Origin of the sequence: Gluconobacter sp. Dm-44 (assembly GCF_018256175.1) — a bacterium.
GTDB classification, from domain to species: Bacteria; Pseudomonadota; Alphaproteobacteria; order Acetobacterales; family Acetobacteraceae; genus Gluconobacter; species Gluconobacter cadivus.
Genome location: NZ_JAERLZ010000003.1, coordinates 67,508 through 84,356, shown reverse-complemented (window position 1 = coordinate 84,356; position 16,849 = coordinate 67,508). Strand labels below are relative to the sequence as shown.

Below are 16,849 nucleotides of genomic sequence, written 5' to 3'. Positions count from 1 at the left end.
ACCGCTCGTTCAGCATTCTCGGATAGCTTAGGGCGAGCCCTTCAACAGGACGCACCCCCGCACGATGCCCCAGGACGTGCCACCTTCTTCCGGTTCGCAGCGCCCCGCGCGTCAGGATGTCCCGTCAGGACGTCGCCGGAAAGGTGCGGCATCACGAAGAGGTATCCGCCTGAATCTTGACCAGATGCACGGACGCCTTCTGGGCGTCGGGATGGGCTTTCTGGCGATTTATGGTGCCGTAGCGCTCAAAGCGACCGTCGCCACGGTCCTGATGCCGATGGAGCCCGAAAAGCGTCAGATCGCCCCGCAGGTTCCCGAGATTCCCAAAAGCGATCCGCGCGGAGAAATGTCCGGCGATTTCGTGCTGCCAACGGTCAAGCGCGCCACCATCACGGACCGCACGGGTCAGGCTCTGGCGCTCTCTCTGCCCGTGGCGCAGGTCTATGCCAATCCAATGGAGCTGATCGACCCGGCAGATGCGGCAGACAAACTCCGCAAAGTTCTCCCACAGCTTGACCGGGATGAGACGATCCGGCGTTTGTCGCTTAAAAAACAGTTCGTTTATCTGGCGCGCGATATTTCCCCCGTTCAGGAAATCGCCATCAACAATCTGGGTATTCCGGGCATTTATTTCGAAGCAGGTGAACGCCGTCATTACCCTCTTGGCCGGACCGCCGCCCAGATCATGGGCAGTGTCGATATTGACGATCATGGTATCGCTGGGGTGGAGCGGTATTTCGACAAGCGCCTGAATTCCGACAAATCTCCGCTGCGCCTGTCGCTGGACGTTCGTGTCCAGACCGTCGCGCATGACGAACTTCAGGCCGCGAAAGACGAATTCTCCGCCATCGGTGCCAGCGCCATCGTCATGGATGTCCGCACTGGCGAAATTCTGGCTATGGTCAGCCTGCCCGATTATGACGCCAATGATTTCGGCCATGCGCCCAATGATGCGCGCTTCAACCGCGCCGTTACCGGCATGTATGAACCCGGTTCGACCTTCAAGCTCCAGACCGCCGCAATGGGCCTTCAGCTTGGTGTCGTGCATATCTGGGACCGCTTCTCGACCATCCCCATCCGCGTCGGGCGCTTCACCATCCGGGACATGAAGACGGACCATTTCGCCCCGTGGCTCTCCCTGCCCGGCGTTCTGGCGTTTTCGTCCAATCCTGCCGCCGCGCATATCGCACTTGATGTTGGTGCCACCCGGCAGCAGGACTGGCTGCGGAACATGGGCTTCTTCAACCGTGTTCCTGTCGAACTGCCCGAAGCCGGACGACCGCTCGTACCAGCCTCGCGCAACTGGGGCATCTCTACCGTTATGACAGTCGGCTTCGGTCATGGCGTGGCCGAACCACCGCTTGCAATCGTGCGTGGAACAGCCGCGACCGTAAATGGCGGCATCCTGCTCAAGCCAACACTGGTGGCCCGCGACACCGAAGACGATAGCAAACCAACACCTGACGCCGACACGGCACAGCTTCGCCCGGTCGCGTATCGTCCGGGCACCGACAGCGACGAAATCGGCGCTGAAACGCCTGTGGGCACAAGAGTCCTGTCTGAACAGACGTCAGCCCTCCTGCGCAAACTTCTGCGCCTCGACGTCACGATGGGAAGCGGTAAGTCCGCTGAAGTTCCGGGCTATTATGTCGGCGGGAAAACCGGCACTGCGGAAAAGATCGGCGCGCATGGCGGCTACCTGAAGCACGTCAACGTCTCGGCCTTCACCAGCGTCTTCCCGATGAACAACCCGCATTATGCCGTCTATGTCATGCTCGACAGCCCGCAGGGAACCGCTGCGACCCATGGCTGGACGACGGCCGCCTGGAACGCCGCCCCGACCGTGAAAAAGATCATTTCCCGCGTAGGCCCGATCCTGAACCAGTTCCCGGATCTTACGAACAAAGATGCCATTGATGCCTCTCTGGCCATTCCGATGAACCCGGTTGTTCCCGCCGGGTACCATGCCCTCGGCCCCGGAAATGACCCCGGAGACCCGCGTAATCAGCCTCACGAACCCAAGACCACCTCCCCGAAGACCAAGACACAGCACTGAACCGTCCCATGCGCCTCTCCCAGCTCTTCGCCCTTTGCGGCACATCGCAGTCCCTGACGGACGATCCTGACATTCTGGCCGTCACTGCCGACAGCCGCAGGGCCGGGCCGGGCGCGCTGTTCTTTGCCCTGCGTGGCGCAAAACAGGATGGAAGCGCCTTCATCGCACAGGCCCTCTCACAAGGCGCCGCCGCAGTCATCGCAGATCATGATACAGCAGAAATCTCGGTCCAGATCCCTGTGATCGTGCGCCCGGATGCCAAGCATCTTCTGGCCTGCATGGCCTTCGCCCTTGCCGGTCCGCAGCCTTCCTGTATCGCGGCAATCACCGGGACAAACGGGAAAAGCAGCACGGTCGATTTTCTCCGGCAACTCTGGATCCTTCAGGGAAACCGCGCGGCCAGTCTGGGAACGCTTGGGCTTGTGTCGGACACAAAAATCCCCGCCCCTCCAAGCCTCACCACCCCCGATCCCGTCTCCCTCGCCCAGACTCTTGCCGCACTGGCCCGGAACGGGGTGGACCACGTCGCGCTCGAAGCCTCCTCGCACGGGCTGGAGCAGCACCGCCTGGACGGCATCACCCTGACAGCCGCTGGCTTTTCCAACCTGACGCGCGATCACCTCGACTATCATCTGACGCTGGAAGCCTACCGCAAGGCCAAACTGCGCCTGTTTGGCGAAGTCCTGCCCGAGGGCGGCATTGCAGCCGTCAACGCAGATATGGACAGCGAGACTTTCGCAGCCCTTCAGACAATTGCAGCCCGAAGAACCTTGAAACTCCGTAGCGTCGGGCGCAACGGCACGGCCCTTCGACTGATAGAGGCCCGTCCCACGCCCTCCGGTCAAATCCTTCGTCTGGCGCTGCATGGCGAGGAGCTACCCGAGCTGTCTCTTTCACTACCGGGCCGCTTTCAGGCCGACAACGTCATGCTGGCAGCAGCCATGTGTTGGACGGACGAGGCCGATGCCAAGCAGGTTGTCGAGCTTCTACCGCGACTGACAGGCGTCCACGGCCGGTGCGAACGCGCGGTCGAACTGCCTAACGGTGCCGCAGCCTATGTCGATTACGCCCACACGCCCGACGCCCTTGATTGCGTTCTGTCTAGTCTGCGCCCGCATACGACGGGCCGTCTGGTCGTAGTGTTCGGCGCAGGCGGGGACCGTGACCGCGGCAAACGTCCGCTGATGGGAGAGGTCGCGGCACGTATGGCAGATCTGGCCATCGTCACGGACGACAATCCCCGCACGGAAGACCCCATGACGATCCGTTCCGAAATCCGCGCGGCCTGCCCGGACGCTCTGGAAATCGCAGACCGCCGCAGCGCCATCGCAGCAGGGCTTGAGGCCCTGCAACCGGGCGACATCCTTGTCGTAGCGGGCAAAGGACACGAACAGGGACAGATCGTGGGCACGAACATCCTGCCTTTCGACGATCGTCTCGTCCTCCGCGAACTGGCAGGTGCAGCATGAGCGTTCTGTGGACCAGCGCAGACCTGCGCGCAGCGACGGGCGGCACGCTTGAGGCCGATGTCCATGTCACGGGCATCTCAATCGACACCCGCACGCTCGCGCCCGAAGACCTGTTTGTCGCCCTGCATGGCGAGAGCAGCGATGGCCACGCCTATATCCGGCAGGCTCTGGACAAAGGCGCAGCCTGTGTCCTCGTGCATGACACCGCCGGTCTGAACGATTCGCGCCTCCTGATTGTTCCCGACACCATGACCGCACTGGTGGATCTGGGCCGCTATGCTCGCTCCCGTTTCCGCGGGAAAGTCGTGGCCATCACTGGGAGCGTCGGCAAGACAACGACCAAGGACATGCTGACCGTCGCCCTGTCCGCGATCGGCCCGACACACGCCGCCGTCGCTTCCTACAACAATCACTGGGGCGTTCCCCTCACGCTGGCCCGGCTGCCACAGGATGCCCGCTTCTGCATCAGCGAGATCGGCATGAACCATGTGGGAGAAATCGCGCCCCTTGCCGCGCAGGTCCGTCCCGATGTGGCCATCATCACCACGATCGGAACCGCGCATCTCGGTCATATGGGCAGCATCGAAGCGATTGCGCGGGAAAAAGCTTCCCTGTTCGGCGCTCTTCCTGCCCATGGGATTGCAATCGTCCCTGATGATGCTCACGGTCAGACAGTCTTTACAGACGCTCTTCCCACAGGCTGTACCCTTTGGCGGTCTGGCCTTTCCGCAACAGCGGAACTCCGCCTTGAAGCCCTGAACTGCGCGGCGGAAGGCAGTCATTTTTTGCTCCACACACCTTGCGGCAAGCAGAGGGTGACGCTCACTGCACCCGGCGAACATCTTGCCAGAAACGCAGCTCTGGCCCTCGGCGCAGTTGCAGCCCTCGGCGAAGACGTTACAGCAGCATCGCGCGCTTTGCATGCTTTCGTGCCCGGCGCGGGCCGAGGGCAGATCCGCACAATCCTGAACGACGTACGCCTGCTGGATGAGAGCTACAACGCCTCCACACCCAGCATTCGCGCCGCTTTGGCGACGCTTGCCCTCCTTCCGGCCCAGCGACATGTTGCGGCCCTCGGAGACATCCGCGAACTCGGCACATTCGCCGATGCCGAACACCGCTCTATGGCAGACGCCGTGCAGGCCGCAAGCGCTCTTACATTCTGCTGCGGCCCCCATATGCGTGCTCTTTACGATGCGCTTCCCTCCGAACTTCAGGGAGGATACGCCGCTGATGCCGCCTCCCTGGCTCCCATTCTTCTTGATACCCTCTGCCCCGGTGATCTCCTGCTCGTGAAAGGCAGCTTCGGCAGCCGGATGCGTGACGTGATCTCAGCCCTCGACAACGCCTCCAGCCCGGTTTCTGCCTGATGCTCTTCAATCTTATCGCCGCTCACGACACGTCTCATGGCGGGTTCTTCAACCTGTTCCATTACCTGACGTTCCGCTCAGGCTGCGCCTGCCTGACGGCACTGGTCATCTCGCTGACACTGGGCAAACCCTTCATCGCACAGCTCAAACGCATCCAGCGCGAAGGCCAACCGATCCGCTCCGTGGGCCCCGAACGACACATTCTGGAAAAAGCCGGCACGCCAACGATGGGCGGAATGCTGATCCTGATTGCGCTTTTCTCGGCAACACTGCTCTGGGCCGACCTCACAAACGGCTTCGTCTGGGCCGTCATGCTGACGACGGCCGCTTTCGGCGCCGTTGGTTTTGCAGACGATTATCTGAAGCTCTCCAAACGCAATACGACCGGCGTCTCCAAACGTACCCGACTGGGCTGCGAATTCCTGACATCGCTGATTGCCGGCATCTGGCTGCAACATTTGACGCCACCAGAACTGCGCAACATGGTCGCCTTCCCGTTCGTCAAGGATGTGCTGCTTCCGCTGGGTTATGCGTTTCCGATCTTCGCCATGATCGCCATCACCGGCTTCGGCAACGCCGTGAACTTCACGGACGGTCTGGACGGACTGGCCATCGTTCCAGTCGTGATCGCAGCACTGGTTTTCGCCCTGATTTCCTATCTGGTCGGCAATCACGTTTTTGCGGATTATCTGCAACTCCACCCGGTCCCAGGCACGGGCGAACTGGCGGTTTTCTGCGCAGCCCTGATCGGCGCGGGCCTTGGGTTCCTATGGTTCAACGCCCCACCTGCGGCTGTTTTCATGGGCGATACCGGCTCCCTGTCTCTCGGCGGCGCACTGGGCGCCATCGCCGTCGCCACCAAGCATGAACTCGTCCTGTGCATCGTGGGCGGCGTTTTCGTGGCCGAAACCCTTTCGGTCGTCATTCAGGTTTTCTGGTTCAAACGAACGGGACGCCGCGTCTTCCTCATGGCGCCGCTGCACCATCATTTCGAGAAAAAGGGCTGGCAGGAACCGAAAATCGTTATCCGCTTCTGGATCGTGTCCATCGTGCTCGGCCTGTGCGGCCTTGCGACCCTGAAACTGCGATGAACGGCTTCTCACCCAGCCTTCTGGCAGGCGAGCGTTATGCCGTCTGCGGTCTGGGGCGTAACGGTGCGGCTGTCGTCCATGCCCTGCTCGGAATGGGCGCACAGGTTCAGGCCTGGGACGATCGCAACGCCGATCTGCCCGCACATCCGAACCTGACGCTCGCGCCCCTGAACGATCTGTCCGGAATGACGGCCCTCATCCTGTCACCGGGTATTCCGCACCTGCTGCCGAAGGCGCATCCTGTCGCAGATCTCGCCCGCGCACAGGACATTCAGATCCTATCCGATGCCGAAATCCTATATCGGGTCGTTCGGAAATCCGGCTCAAAAGCCGCGTTCGTGGCCGTCACCGGCACAAACGGCAAATCGACGACAACAGCCCTGATCGCCCATCTTTTTACGATGGCCGGGCGTCCCTGCGTGGCAGGTGGCAATCTCGGAACGGCCTCTTTGGCCTTGCCGCTCCTGCCCGATGACGGCGTCTATGTAATCGAAATGTCGTCCTACATGCTCGAACGGCTGGACCGCTTTCATGCAAGCGCAGCCTGCCTGCTGAACCTAACGCCCGATCATCTGGACCGGCACGGCGACATGACCGGATATGCCGCCGCCAAGGCGCATGTGTTCGACAATATGGTTTCCGGTGACCTCGCCGTGATCGGCACCGATGATGACTGGTGCCGCGCCATTGCGTCACAGGTCGCAGCACGCGGTGTGCAGGTCATGGAACTGGACGCCGATACTCTGCCCCCTTTCGACGGTCCAGCCCTTCCGGGCCGGCACAACGCCCAGAATGTTGGTGCAGCCTGCGCCATCGCGCGTCATCTCGGCCTTGATGAGGCAGCACTCCGCGACGGTCTGAAATCATTTCCCGGCCTGGAACATCGCCTGCAAAAAGTCGCGGAATACGACGGCGTGTCGTTTATCAATGACAGCAAGGCCACAAATGCCGAAGCTGCCTCCAAGGCTCTTGCTTCGTATGACAGGGTCATGTGGATTGCCGGCGGCGTTGCAAAAGCGGGCGGCATCGAAAGCCTTGCTCCGTTCTTCAACCATATCGCACAGGCCTTTCTGATCGGGCAGGATGCGGACACTCTCGCTGGGACACTGGCCATACACGGCGTGCCTTTCCAGCAGTGCGGAACGCTGGAGAATGCCGTCTCGGCAGCCTTCAGCGCAGCTCTCGCCCAGATTGTCCCGGTTGTTCTGCTCTCACCCGCCTGTGCAAGTTTTGATCAATTTCGCAGTTTCGAGGATCGTGGGTCACACTTTCTTCATATTTGCGATAATATTGTGAAATCAGGCCATTCGGGCACCACGCTCACGCAAAAGCTGGAGAATTGACACCATGTCGGGACTATCCCGTGTCGAGACCTCCGCTGTCGCCCGCTGGTGGCGAAACCTTGATCGCGTCACGCTGGCCTGCGTCGGCCTACTGATCGGTCTGGGGTATGTGCTGATGCTCGCCGCCAGTCCTGCGGTGGCATCGCGCATCGGTGCCTCGCGCAACATGTTCATTCTCAAGCAGGTGATCTTTCTGGCGCTGGCTGGTGGGATCGTGCTCGGCACGTCGTATCTGTCCCGCAAAGCCATCAAAAGACTGGCGATCATCGGCGGGATCATCGCACTCGGTGCTACGGCCATGACGCTGGTTCATGGTATGGAAATCAAGGGCGCACGCCGATGGATCGCGCTGCCGATGATGTCCGTGCAGCCCTCCGAATTTCTCAAGCCCTGCTTTGCGGTCGTGACGGGCTGGCTGCTTTCCGCACGACGTTCGGTCGTCATGTGGGGCAATATCGCCTTTCCGGGCATGCTGATTGCCTTCCTGTGCTTCGGTTTCATCCTGCTCCTGCTGAAATCACAGCCGGATATCGGAATGCTCTCCGTCATCACGATGGTCTTCATGACCCAGCTTTTCGTGGATGGGCTCAAGCTCTACTGGGTTGGACTGTGCGTTGCAGGCATGGCAGGGGCCTTTGCTGTGGCCTATATCGTCTTTCCGCACGTCCAGTCCCGCGTCCAGCGCTTCCTGCATCCCGATGTCGGTGATCACTACCAGATCGACACCGCATTACGCGCTTTCGGAAACGGCGGCCTTCTGGGACGCGGCCCCGGCGAAGGACGTGTGAAAGACCTGCTGCCCGACGCCCATGCTGACTTTGTCTTCGCCGTTGCCGGGGAAGAATACGGCCTGATCCTGTGCGTGATCATCATTCTGCTTTTCGGAACGATCGTTTTGCGGACCCTCCTCAAGCTGATGCATGAAGACGATCCGTTCGTCATTGTTTCTGCTGCGGGACTGGTGACGGGTTTCGGCCTTCAGGCCTTCGTCAACATGGGTTCGACATTGCATCTGATCCCGACAAAGGGCATGACCCTCCCCTTCATTTCCTATGGCGGCAGTTCGGCAATGTCGGTCGCCCTGACCATGGGAATGGTTCTGGCCCTGACCCGCCATCATGTCGGCCAGAGCAAAATCGCACAAAGAGCCGCTGCATCTTACGGCCAGAACCCGTTGTTTGAGAGGAATGCGCCGTGAGCCGCCCCATCGTTATCGCCGCCGGTGGCACCGGGGGACATTTCTTTCCAGCCGAAGCCGTCGCAACCGTTCTTGCAGAGCGAGGCCATGACCTCGTCCTCATGACCGACGCTCGGCATGGACGCCGAGACACGGGCCTGTTCAAAGACCTTCCGCAATATGTGCTGGATGGTGCCGGTGTGGCAGGCAAGGGTCTTGGCGGAAAAATCCGTGGCGTGCTCGCATTGCTCCGCGGCATAGGAGAAGCACGTCGCGTCCTCAAATCCCTCGATGCAGCAGCCGTCGTCGGTTTTGGCGGCTATCCGTCCATTCCGCCCCTGACCGCATCCCGGTTTCTGCCTTCCGCAAAGCGGCCCCGCATGGTCATTCATGAGGGCAATGCGGTCCTTGGTCAGGCCAATGCCTTCCTGTCCCGCTTTTCTCCCCTGATCGCCACATCCTACGCGACGGTCGCGCGCCTCCCGCAAAACGCCCAGACGACGCTCACCGGTATGCCCGTGCGCGCAGGTATCGAAGCGCTCTTTGAAAACGCCTATGCGGCTCCGGAAGAGCAGATCAATCTTCTGGTTTGGGGTGGCTCTCTCGGAGCGCGGGTCTTTTCCGAGGTCGTTCCGCAGGCCCTTACCGCCCTGCCCGAAGAATTCCGCAAGCGCCTCAAAGTGACGCAGCAGATCAAGGCTGACGATCTGGACCACGTCCGCGCCATCTATGCGAATGCCGGTATTGAGGTCGAAGCCGCACCGTTTTTCACCGATGTGCCAACCTGCCTCAGAGACGCACATCTCGTCATCGGTCGCGCGGGCGGCTCTTCGGTCGCGGAACTGACCATGTCAGGCCGCCCCTCCATTCTCGTTCCGCTGCCCATCGCGGCCTCCGATGAACAGGGCGCGAATGGTCAGGCGCTCGTGGATGCGGGTGCCGCCTGGATGATCCGCCAGCCTGATTTCACGCCCGCAGCGCTGACCACTCTGCTGACAGACCTGTTTTCCCATCCTGAAAAGCTCGAAAATGCAGCAAAAGCCGCTCATTCCTGCGCGCGCCCTCATGCTGCCGTAAAAGTCGCGGATCTGATTGAATCCGCTCTTCGTCCCTGATCCCCCGTTTCTACCCAAGAGTACCTGCCCCATGCGCGCCCTGCCCCTGAACATCGGAACCATTCACTTCGTCGGTATCGGCGGCATCGGCATGTCCGGCATCGCCGAAGTGCTGCACATGCTGGGCTACAGGGTGCAGGGTTCAGACATCGCGGAGGGCGCGAATGTGCAACGCCTGCGACAGTCCGGAATTGTCGTTCATATCGGCCATGACGCTGCCAATCTGGGTGATGCACAGGTTGTCGTAACGTCTACGGCGGTGAAGAAAGACAACCCGGAAGTCGTGGCGGCGCGTGCCAAGCTCATTCCGGTCGTCCGGCGCGCAGAAATGCTGGCCGAACTAATGCGTCTGCGCTGGTCCGTCGCCATCGGCGGCACGCACGGCAAGACCACCACGACCAGCCTCGTCGCCTGTGTTCTGGAACATGCCAAACTCGACCCCACCGTCATCAACGGCGGCATCATCGAAGCCTATGGCACCAATACACGCATGGGCTCAGGCGACTGGATGGTGGTCGAAGCTGACGAAAGCGACGGCTCCTTCCTGCGTCTGCCCGCCGTGATCGCGGTCGTGACGAACATGGATCCGGAACATCTGGATCACTGGGGCACAGAAGAGGCCATGCAGGCCGGTTACGACCAGTTCGTTTCCAACATCCCGTTCTATGGCTTTGCCGTCCTGTGCGTGGATCACCCGCAGGTCCAGCAGATGATCCCGCGCCTGTCCGATCATCGCGTCATCACCTACGGCTTCAGCCCACAGGCCGACATCCGTGCCGAAAAGGTTGTCATGGACAAGCGGGGGGCTACATTCGAGGTCGTGGTCACGAACCGCCAGCGCAACCGCTCCCGCCGGGCGGGTCCGTTCCGTCTGCCGATGCTCGGGCACCATAACGTCCTGAACTCGCTGGCCGCCATCGCCGTCGCCCTTGAAATGGAAATCAGCGATTCCGTCATCGCGTCTGCCCTGACGACATTCAAAGGCGTCAAGCGCCGCTTTACACGCACCGGCGACTATAACGGCATTTCCATCATCGACGATTACGGCCATCACCCGGTTGAAATCGCCGCCGTTCTGAAAGCCGCACGTCAAGCGGGTGCGAAGAACGTCATCGCCGTCGTGCAGCCGCATCGTTATTCGCGCCTGAAAGTCCTGTTCAACGAATTCTGCACCTGCATGAACGATGCCGATACGGTCATCGTGGCAGACGTGTACGCTGCGGGTGAAGCCCCGATTGAAGGCGCGGGCCGAGATGCACTCGTCGAAGGTCTGCGCGATCGCGGCCACCGCTCGGTCGTGCCGCTCCCCGATCCCGCACATCTTCCGGAAATGATCAACGCCATCGCCAAGCCCGGTGACTATGTTGTCTGCCTCGGTGCCGGAACCATCACCCAGTGGGCTCAGGCGCTCCCTGCCCAGCTCGAAGCCCTGAAACGGCAGCCCGCAACCGAAGGCGCGGCATGACAGACAGCAGCGATTTTCCGGTCAAAGGCCTGCGGGGAAGACTGACGCCGAACACCCCGCTTGGTCCGCGTGCGTGGTTTCGCGTCGGCGGCCCGGCAGACTGGGTCTTCATCCCTGAAGATCAGGACGATCTGGCACTTTTCCTGCGTGAAAAGCCTGCATCCATGCCGGTCACAATTCTGGGAGCGTGCTCGAACGTCATCATCCGCGATGGCGGCATTGCAGGCACGGTCATTCGTCTGGCGCGTGGCTTTGCGGATATCGACATACAGGGCAACAGCCTGATCGTCGGGGCCGCAGCCCTCGACATCACCGTGGCCGAACATGCCGCCGCAGCCGGTCTCGCTGGTCTGGAATTTCTGGCTGGCATTCCGGGGTCGATCGGCGGCGCTGTCCGCATGAACGCAGGCGCCTACGGATCGGATCTCGATGGCATTCTCGAATGGACCGAAATCCTGACGGAAAATGGCGATCTGCGACGCCTTTCACATGACGAGCTGGGCTTTGCCTATCGCCATTCAGAGCTTCCCGCAGGGAGCGTGGTGATCCGGGCAAGCCTACGCGGAACGCCGGATGATGCAGACGCCATTCGCAGCCGCATTGCAGATATCCGGGCGTCTCGCGAGGCTTCACAGCCCGTCCGTGCACGCACAGGCGGCTCCACGTTCCGCAATCCCGAAGGCCACAAAGCCTGGCAACTGATCGACGAAGCCGGATGTCGCGGCCTTCGGATCGGAGATGCGCAGGTCAGCGAAAAGCACTGCAATTTCCTGCTCAATCTGGGGCAGGCCAGCAGCGCTGATCTGGAAACGCTGGGAGAGACAGTGCGCGAAAAAGTTCTGGCACAGAGCGGCGTCAGTCTGCATTGGGAAATCAAACGGATCGGACGTCCGTCCGAAGGAGACCAGACGTTATGAAAGTCGCAGTCCTGCTGGGCGGGACATCCAACGAGCGCCCCGTCAGCCTCGTGACCGGCGAGGCCGTGATCAAGGCCCTGCGCGAGACGGGTCACGACGTCACGCCGATCGATGTCGGGCCCGACATCGCCGCAACAATCGCCAGCCTGAAATCCGCAGCTCCGGACGTCGTCTTCAATGCGCTGCATGGCCCGCGCGGCGAAGATGGCGCCATTCAGGGCGTTCTGGAATGGCTCGGCCTGCCCTACACGCATTCCGGAATCCGCGCCTCTGCCGTCGCAATGGACAAGGGCGCTACCCGTATCCTTTTGGCTGCCGCAGGTCTGCCGGTGGCTCAGGGACGTGTGGTGACGGTTGAGGAACTGGCCGAAGCCGACCCTCTTCCCGCCCCCTATGTCATCAAGCCCGTTGCCGAAGGCTCATCCGTGGGCGTCGAGATCGTCCGAGCGGGAGACAACCGCCGTGCGGAAATCGCACAGACCTGGCGTTTCGGAAAAGACGCACTGGTCGAGAGCTTCATCCCCGGCCGGGAACTGACCGCCAGCGTCATGGGAAACCGCGCTCTCGCCGTTACAGATATCCTGCCCTGCGAAACGGCTGCGTTCTACGATTTCGAAGCCAAGTACAAGGCTGGCGGCTCGCGTCACGTCGTTCCCGCCGAGCTTCCGCAGGCTGTAACGGATCGCGCGCTCGACTACGCCCTGCGCGCCCATCAGGCGCTGGGCTGTCAGGGTGCCAGCCGTACGGATTTCCGTTATGACGAGGATACCGACACGCTGATCATTCTCGAGGTCAACACGCAGCCAGGCATGACACCCACATCCCTGCTTCCGGAACAGGCTGCCTATTGTGGCATTCCCTATCCGGAGCTGTGTGACTGGATGGTCCGGGAGGCACTGACGCGCTGATGCGGGAAGACCCGTCCTTTCAGAAAAACGATTTTGTCCGGGAGCGTTATTCCGGGGCCATGCCGCCTCAGGAAGACCGTCCTTCCCGGGCCAAGCTGTTCTGGCGCCGGCAACGGCGGCTGGTCCGGCCTGCGATCGTGTTTCTGGTGGTGATGGGTCTTGCAGGTGCGGGCATGCGCCTGCTGTATGACGCAGCTTCGGAAGAACGCTTTGCCCCCCTACGCGAACGTCTGGTCGCAATGGAGCCGCTGCCCATCCGCCACATCGTCATCAATGGTCGCGGCATGACGAGCGAAGCCTCAATTCAGGATGCGCTCGGAACCTCCATCGGACACCCGATTTTCGGGTTCTCCGTCGAGGCCGCCCGCCAGCGACTGGACGAACTGCCATTCATCGACCACGCCACGGTCGAGCGACACATGCCCGATACCGTCATCATTACACTGGTCGAGCGCACCCCGATCGCCGTCTGGCAGGACCGCGGGCATTTCATGCTCATCAACCGCGTCGGCGAGGAAGTTCCCGATCAGGGCCTGACCGGGAAGAATGCGCAGGCTTTTCTCCAGCTTCCTCTCGTTGTGGGTGAAGGCGCCAATACCGCTGCTGCAAGCGTTATTGACGCGCTCAACCACGAACCGCTGGTCAAGGCTCAGGTCACGGCGCTGATCCGGGTCGGAAGCCGCCGCTGGAATGCAACGCTCAAGGATGGCACCACTATTCTGCTGCCTGAAGGCGAAGAAGCTGCAGCTTTTGCGCGTCTGGCGCGTTATCAGCAGAGCATGCGCCTGCTGGAACGTCCGGTACAGTCGATTGATCTGCGCCTCCCGGACAGAATGGTCGTGCACCAGCCTCCACAGGTCGCCGTACCGCCTGCCGAAGGAGCAAAACCCGATCCGTCTCCGTCCTCTTCTCCACCCCCAGCAGACAGCACGAAGCAGCCATGAATGACCTTACCTCCATGTCAGATCTTCCGGCATTCCGGCGCCGGGGCGGTCTGAGAGGCCGGTCCCTCATCCCTGTTGGCGGCGAGCGTGATGTCAGCGTCAACCGTGTCCCGCGCGACATCCTGCCGCTCCCTCCCGAAGAGACGCATCGCAGTATCGCATGGCGTCCGGGAATTTTCGGCGCACTTGATATCGGTACGACGAAAATGACCTGCCTGATCGGCAAGGGTGAAGCTGACGGTTCCATTCAGGTTCTGGGTCACGGATGGCGCCGTTCTCACGGTATCCGCTCAGGATCGATCGTCGATATCCGCGAAGCCGAAGCCGCGATCCGGGCGACGGTCGGTCAGGCCGAAGAAGCCGCCGAACGACGCATGGACTCCCTCGTCGTCAACCTGTCTTGCGGCAGACCGCTGAGCCGGCTGGTGGACGCTCAGATCCCGATCGGTGGACGCGAAGTGACGGCCGGAGACGTTCAACGCCTCATCGCAGAAGGACAGGCTCGCGCCTGGATGGAAGGCCGAGAGGTCATCCATACGCTCCCGATCGGATATGTCGTGGATTCCATTCCCGGCATTGCCGATCCCATCGGCCACCAGTGCGAAGAACTGGCGACCCGGATGCATGTCGTGGACATGAACTCCAGCGCCTTGCGCACTCTGGACGCCGTTCTGCAACATGCGGAACTCAAGCTGGACGGACTGGTGGCAAGTCCGTTCGCCTCGGGCATTTCGGTTCTTGCAGCCGAAGAGCGGGAGCTTGGCGTCACGGTCGTGGAAATGGGCGGGGGGACCACGTCTCTGGCTGTTTTCTGCGAAGGTAAACTGCTGCACACGGCCCAGATCCGCGTTGGCGGCCTGCATGTCACGCGCGACATCGCAGGCGTCCTGTCGACGTCTCTAGAAACGGCCGAACGTCTCAAGACGATGTATGGCGCAGCCCAGATGGGTTCTGACGACCAGCGGGAAATCCTGTCCGTTCCCCTGATCGGGGAAAACAGCGACCGCTTGGTGCGCCTACAGCGTTCCAAGGTCATTTCCGTCATCCAGCCCCGGATCGAGGAAACCCTTGAACTCGTTCGACAGTCCCTCGACAATGCCGGACTGGGCCGACTGGCCAATGGCAGGGTCGTCCTTACCGGCGGAGCATCCCTGCTTGAGGGGATCGTGCCTGTCGCTACCCGTATTCTGGGCCGTCCTGTCCGGATGGGAAAACCCCAGAACATCTACGGCCTGCCCGAGACAGCCGCGGCTTCGGCAGGCTTTTCAACCGCTGCGGGGCTTCTGGCCTGGGCAGCGGGTGCGGATCGGGACTTCGGAGATATTTCCGCACCCGAACCAAGACCTCGCGGACTTGTTAAACGTCTCGTAGGCTTCATACGCAATAATGTATAAGCTATTACAGATCATAACGCCCTCACCTGTCGCTTTCCTGAAGTTCCGGACCAGATCATGACGCTGAACCTTACCCCTACTCCCAATTCCCACGTTGAGCTGGCGCCACGGATTACCGTGATCGGCGTTGGCGGCGGCGGGACAAACGCCGTCGACAACATGATTGCGTCTGATCTCAAGGGCGTCGAATTCGTCGTTGCCAACACCGACGCACAGCAGCTTGCCCATTCCAAGGCTGAACGCCGCGTCCAGCTCGGCCCGCATCTGACGCGCGGCCTCGGTGCAGGCGCGAAGCCGGAAATCGGTCGTGAAGCCGCTGAAGAAGCCGCTCAGGAAATCGACCGGCAGCTTGAAGGTGCGAATCTGGTCTTCATCACGGCTGGCATGGGCGGCGGTACGGGTACGGGTGCGGCTCCGGTCATCGCACGCATGGCACGCGAACGCGGCGTCTTGACGGTGGGCGTCGTCTCGAAACCTTTCAATTTCGAAGGGCGTCGCCGCACGACGGCTGCTGAAAAAGGCATTGCCGAACTTCAGAAGCACGTCGATACGCTGATCGTCATCCCGAACCAGAATCTTTTCAATTCCGCAACGCAGAACACGACATTCCGCGAAGCCTTCCGGATGGCCGACAACGTCCTGAACATGGGCGTCCGCGGCATTACAGACCTTATGGTCTCTCCGGGCCTAATCAATCTCGATTTCGCGGACGTCAAGGCCGTGATGGAAGAGATGGGCAAGGCCATGATGGGGACGGGCGAAGCCTCCAGCGAAGAAGACGCGGAAGACCGTGCCGTCCTCGCGGCCGAACGTGCGATTTCCAATCCGCTGCTGGAAGATGCCTCAATGGCAGGCGCACGCGGTCTTCTCATCAACATCACCGGTGGCGAAGACTTGACGCTATACGAAGTCAACGCCGCCGCAGACCGTATTCGTGAAGAAGTGGCCGACGATGCAAACATCATCTTCGGCGCCCTGATTGACGAGAAGCTGAACGGTCGCGTGCGCGTCTCAGTCGTAGCAACCGGCATTGATACCCAGCCCTCTCAGGATCCGTCTGCTGCTCCCGAGCCTGTTCAGGCATCCGCGCCTCACGCAAACCCCATGTCCCAGCCTGCCGCCCGGGAGACATCGTCTTCCCGTGCCAGCGCACCCTCTTTCCAGCCCGGCTCAACCTATGCCGGTGGCCCGCCGCGCCCGAATTTCGCACTCGACGCACAACAGACACAGGCTCACAACACAGCTTCCCTGTCCGCACAGGAAGCCCCTGCTCCCGAGCAGACTGCCCCTGAAAACCCCGCGCACCGGCAGGAGAGCGCCCATCAGCCTTCTCCGCGGGCTGGTCTGTTCTCAGATCCCTCCCGCCACGCTCCCCAGCAGCAGGCCGAACCGCCCCGCAGCCTGTTCGGCATGGTCACAGGTGCCTTCCGCAGCCGTCCGCCCCAGCCGCAGCAGGGCCAGCAGCCAACGCAGCGCGCAGAACCCAACACACGCGACAATTACCAGCATCAGGCCCCGCAACATCCCGAACAGCCTTCGAGCGGCGGCGATGATTCCAATCTGGATATCCCAACCTATCTGCGTCGCTGATCAACGCCCC

At 61.4% G+C, this 16,849-nt stretch carries 13 protein-coding genes; all 13 read left to right on the top strand.

The annotated features are described in order from the left end of the window. Positions 1–64: 64 nt before the first annotated feature. The 13 genes from JK213_RS05650 to ftsZ are packed head-to-tail and all read left to right on the top strand — an operon-like array spanning position 65 to position 16,839. On the top strand, positions 65–2,056 hold the full coding sequence (locus JK213_RS05650; RefSeq protein ID WP_194262137.1) for a penicillin-binding protein 2: 1,992 nt from the start codon (positions 65–67) through the stop codon (positions 2,054–2,056). An 8-nt stretch (positions 2,057–2,064) separates the two neighbouring features. Next, positions 2,065–3,525 carry a UDP-N-acetylmuramoyl-L-alanyl-D-glutamate--2,6-diaminopimelate ligase gene (locus JK213_RS05645; RefSeq protein WP_194262138.1) on the top strand — a complete coding sequence of 487 codons (1,461 nt, stop codon included), beginning with the start codon at positions 2,065–2,067 and terminating at the stop codon, positions 3,523–3,525. After that, positions 3,522–4,895, top strand: a complete 1,374-nt coding sequence (gene murF, locus JK213_RS05640; protein ID WP_194262139.1) for a UDP-N-acetylmuramoyl-tripeptide--D-alanyl-D-alanine ligase — start codon at positions 3,522–3,524, stop codon at positions 4,893–4,895. Before JK213_RS05645 ends, murF begins: the two co-directional genes overlap by 4 nt. After that, complete coding sequence (mraY, locus tag JK213_RS05635) at positions 4,895–5,986, top strand: phospho-N-acetylmuramoyl-pentapeptide-transferase (protein WP_194262140.1); 1,092 nt, start codon at positions 4,895–4,897, stop codon at positions 5,984–5,986. The genes murF and mraY overlap by 1 nt, the downstream gene beginning before the upstream one ends. Then, a complete protein-coding gene (gene murD, locus JK213_RS05630) occupies positions 5,983–7,329 on the top strand; it encodes a UDP-N-acetylmuramoyl-L-alanine--D-glutamate ligase (protein WP_194262141.1) in 1,347 nt (448 codons plus the stop codon). The genes mraY and murD overlap by 4 nt, the downstream gene beginning before the upstream one ends. 4 nt (positions 7,330–7,333) lie before the next feature. Then, a complete protein-coding gene (locus JK213_RS05625) occupies positions 7,334–8,527 on the top strand; it encodes an FtsW/RodA/SpoVE family cell cycle protein (protein WP_194262142.1) in 1,194 nt (397 codons plus the stop codon). Then, positions 8,524–9,621 (top strand): undecaprenyldiphospho-muramoylpentapeptide beta-N-acetylglucosaminyltransferase, encoded by a 1,098-nt coding sequence (murG, locus tag JK213_RS05620; RefSeq protein WP_194262143.1) that lies wholly within the window; start codon positions 8,524–8,526, stop codon positions 9,619–9,621. The genes JK213_RS05625 and murG overlap by 4 nt, the downstream gene beginning before the upstream one ends. A gap of 31 nt (positions 9,622–9,652) precedes the next feature. Next, positions 9,653–11,086: a UDP-N-acetylmuramate--L-alanine ligase gene (gene murC / locus JK213_RS05615; protein ID WP_194262144.1), complete on the top strand. Its 1,434-nt coding sequence runs from the start codon at positions 9,653–9,655 to the stop codon at positions 11,084–11,086. Next, positions 11,083–12,003, top strand: a complete 921-nt coding sequence (gene murB, locus JK213_RS05610) for a UDP-N-acetylmuramate dehydrogenase (RefSeq protein ID WP_194262145.1) — start codon at positions 11,083–11,085, stop codon at positions 12,001–12,003. The genes murC and murB overlap by 4 nt, the downstream gene beginning before the upstream one ends. After that, on the top strand, positions 12,000–12,911 hold the full coding sequence (locus tag JK213_RS05605) for a D-alanine--D-alanine ligase (RefSeq protein WP_194262146.1): 912 nt from the start codon (positions 12,000–12,002) through the stop codon (positions 12,909–12,911). The genes murB and JK213_RS05605 overlap by 4 nt, the downstream gene beginning before the upstream one ends. Further along, the gene (locus JK213_RS05600; protein ID WP_194262147.1) at positions 12,911–13,855 is read left to right on the top strand and encodes a cell division protein FtsQ/DivIB; all 945 of its coding nucleotides are present in this window, start codon (positions 12,911–12,913) and stop codon (positions 13,853–13,855) included. The genes JK213_RS05605 and JK213_RS05600 overlap by 1 nt, the downstream gene beginning before the upstream one ends. Further along, on the top strand, positions 13,852–15,249 hold the full coding sequence (gene ftsA, locus JK213_RS05595) for a cell division protein FtsA (RefSeq protein WP_062028568.1): 1,398 nt from the start codon (positions 13,852–13,854) through the stop codon (positions 15,247–15,249). The genes JK213_RS05600 and ftsA overlap by 4 nt, the downstream gene beginning before the upstream one ends. Positions 15,250–15,306: 57 nt before the next feature. Continuing rightward, positions 15,307–16,839, top strand: coding sequence for a cell division protein FtsZ (ftsZ, locus tag JK213_RS05590; RefSeq protein WP_194262148.1), 1,533 nt, complete (start codon positions 15,307–15,309; stop codon positions 16,837–16,839). The last annotated feature ends 10 nt before the right edge of the window (positions 16,840–16,849 follow it).

Coding starts and splice junctions, on each gene's coding strand:
- JK213_RS05645 (WP_194262138.1), top strand. CDS start 2,065: ATGCGCCTCTCCCAGCTCTTCGCCCTTTGCGGCACATCGCAGTCCCTG.
- ftsZ (WP_194262148.1), top strand. CDS start 15,307: ATGACGCTGAACCTTACCCCTACTCCCAATTCCCACGTTGAGCTGGCG.
- JK213_RS05600 (WP_194262147.1), top strand. CDS start 12,911: ATGCGGGAAGACCCGTCCTTTCAGAAAAACGATTTTGTCCGGGAGCGT.
- JK213_RS05605 (WP_194262146.1), top strand. CDS start 12,000: ATGAAAGTCGCAGTCCTGCTGGGCGGGACATCCAACGAGCGCCCCGTC.
- murD (WP_194262141.1), top strand. CDS start 5,983: ATGAACGGCTTCTCACCCAGCCTTCTGGCAGGCGAGCGTTATGCCGTC.
- murF (WP_194262139.1), top strand. CDS start 3,522: ATGAGCGTTCTGTGGACCAGCGCAGACCTGCGCGCAGCGACGGGCGGC.
- JK213_RS05625 (WP_194262142.1), top strand. CDS start 7,334: ATGTCGGGACTATCCCGTGTCGAGACCTCCGCTGTCGCCCGCTGGTGG.
- murB (WP_194262145.1), top strand. CDS start 11,083: ATGACAGACAGCAGCGATTTTCCGGTCAAAGGCCTGCGGGGAAGACTG.
- JK213_RS05650 (WP_194262137.1), top strand. CDS start 65: ATGCCCCAGGACGTGCCACCTTCTTCCGGTTCGCAGCGCCCCGCGCGT.
- murC (WP_194262144.1), top strand. CDS start 9,653: ATGCGCGCCCTGCCCCTGAACATCGGAACCATTCACTTCGTCGGTATC.
- mraY (WP_194262140.1), top strand. CDS start 4,895: ATGCTCTTCAATCTTATCGCCGCTCACGACACGTCTCATGGCGGGTTC.
- ftsA (WP_062028568.1), top strand. CDS start 13,852: ATGAATGACCTTACCTCCATGTCAGATCTTCCGGCATTCCGGCGCCGG.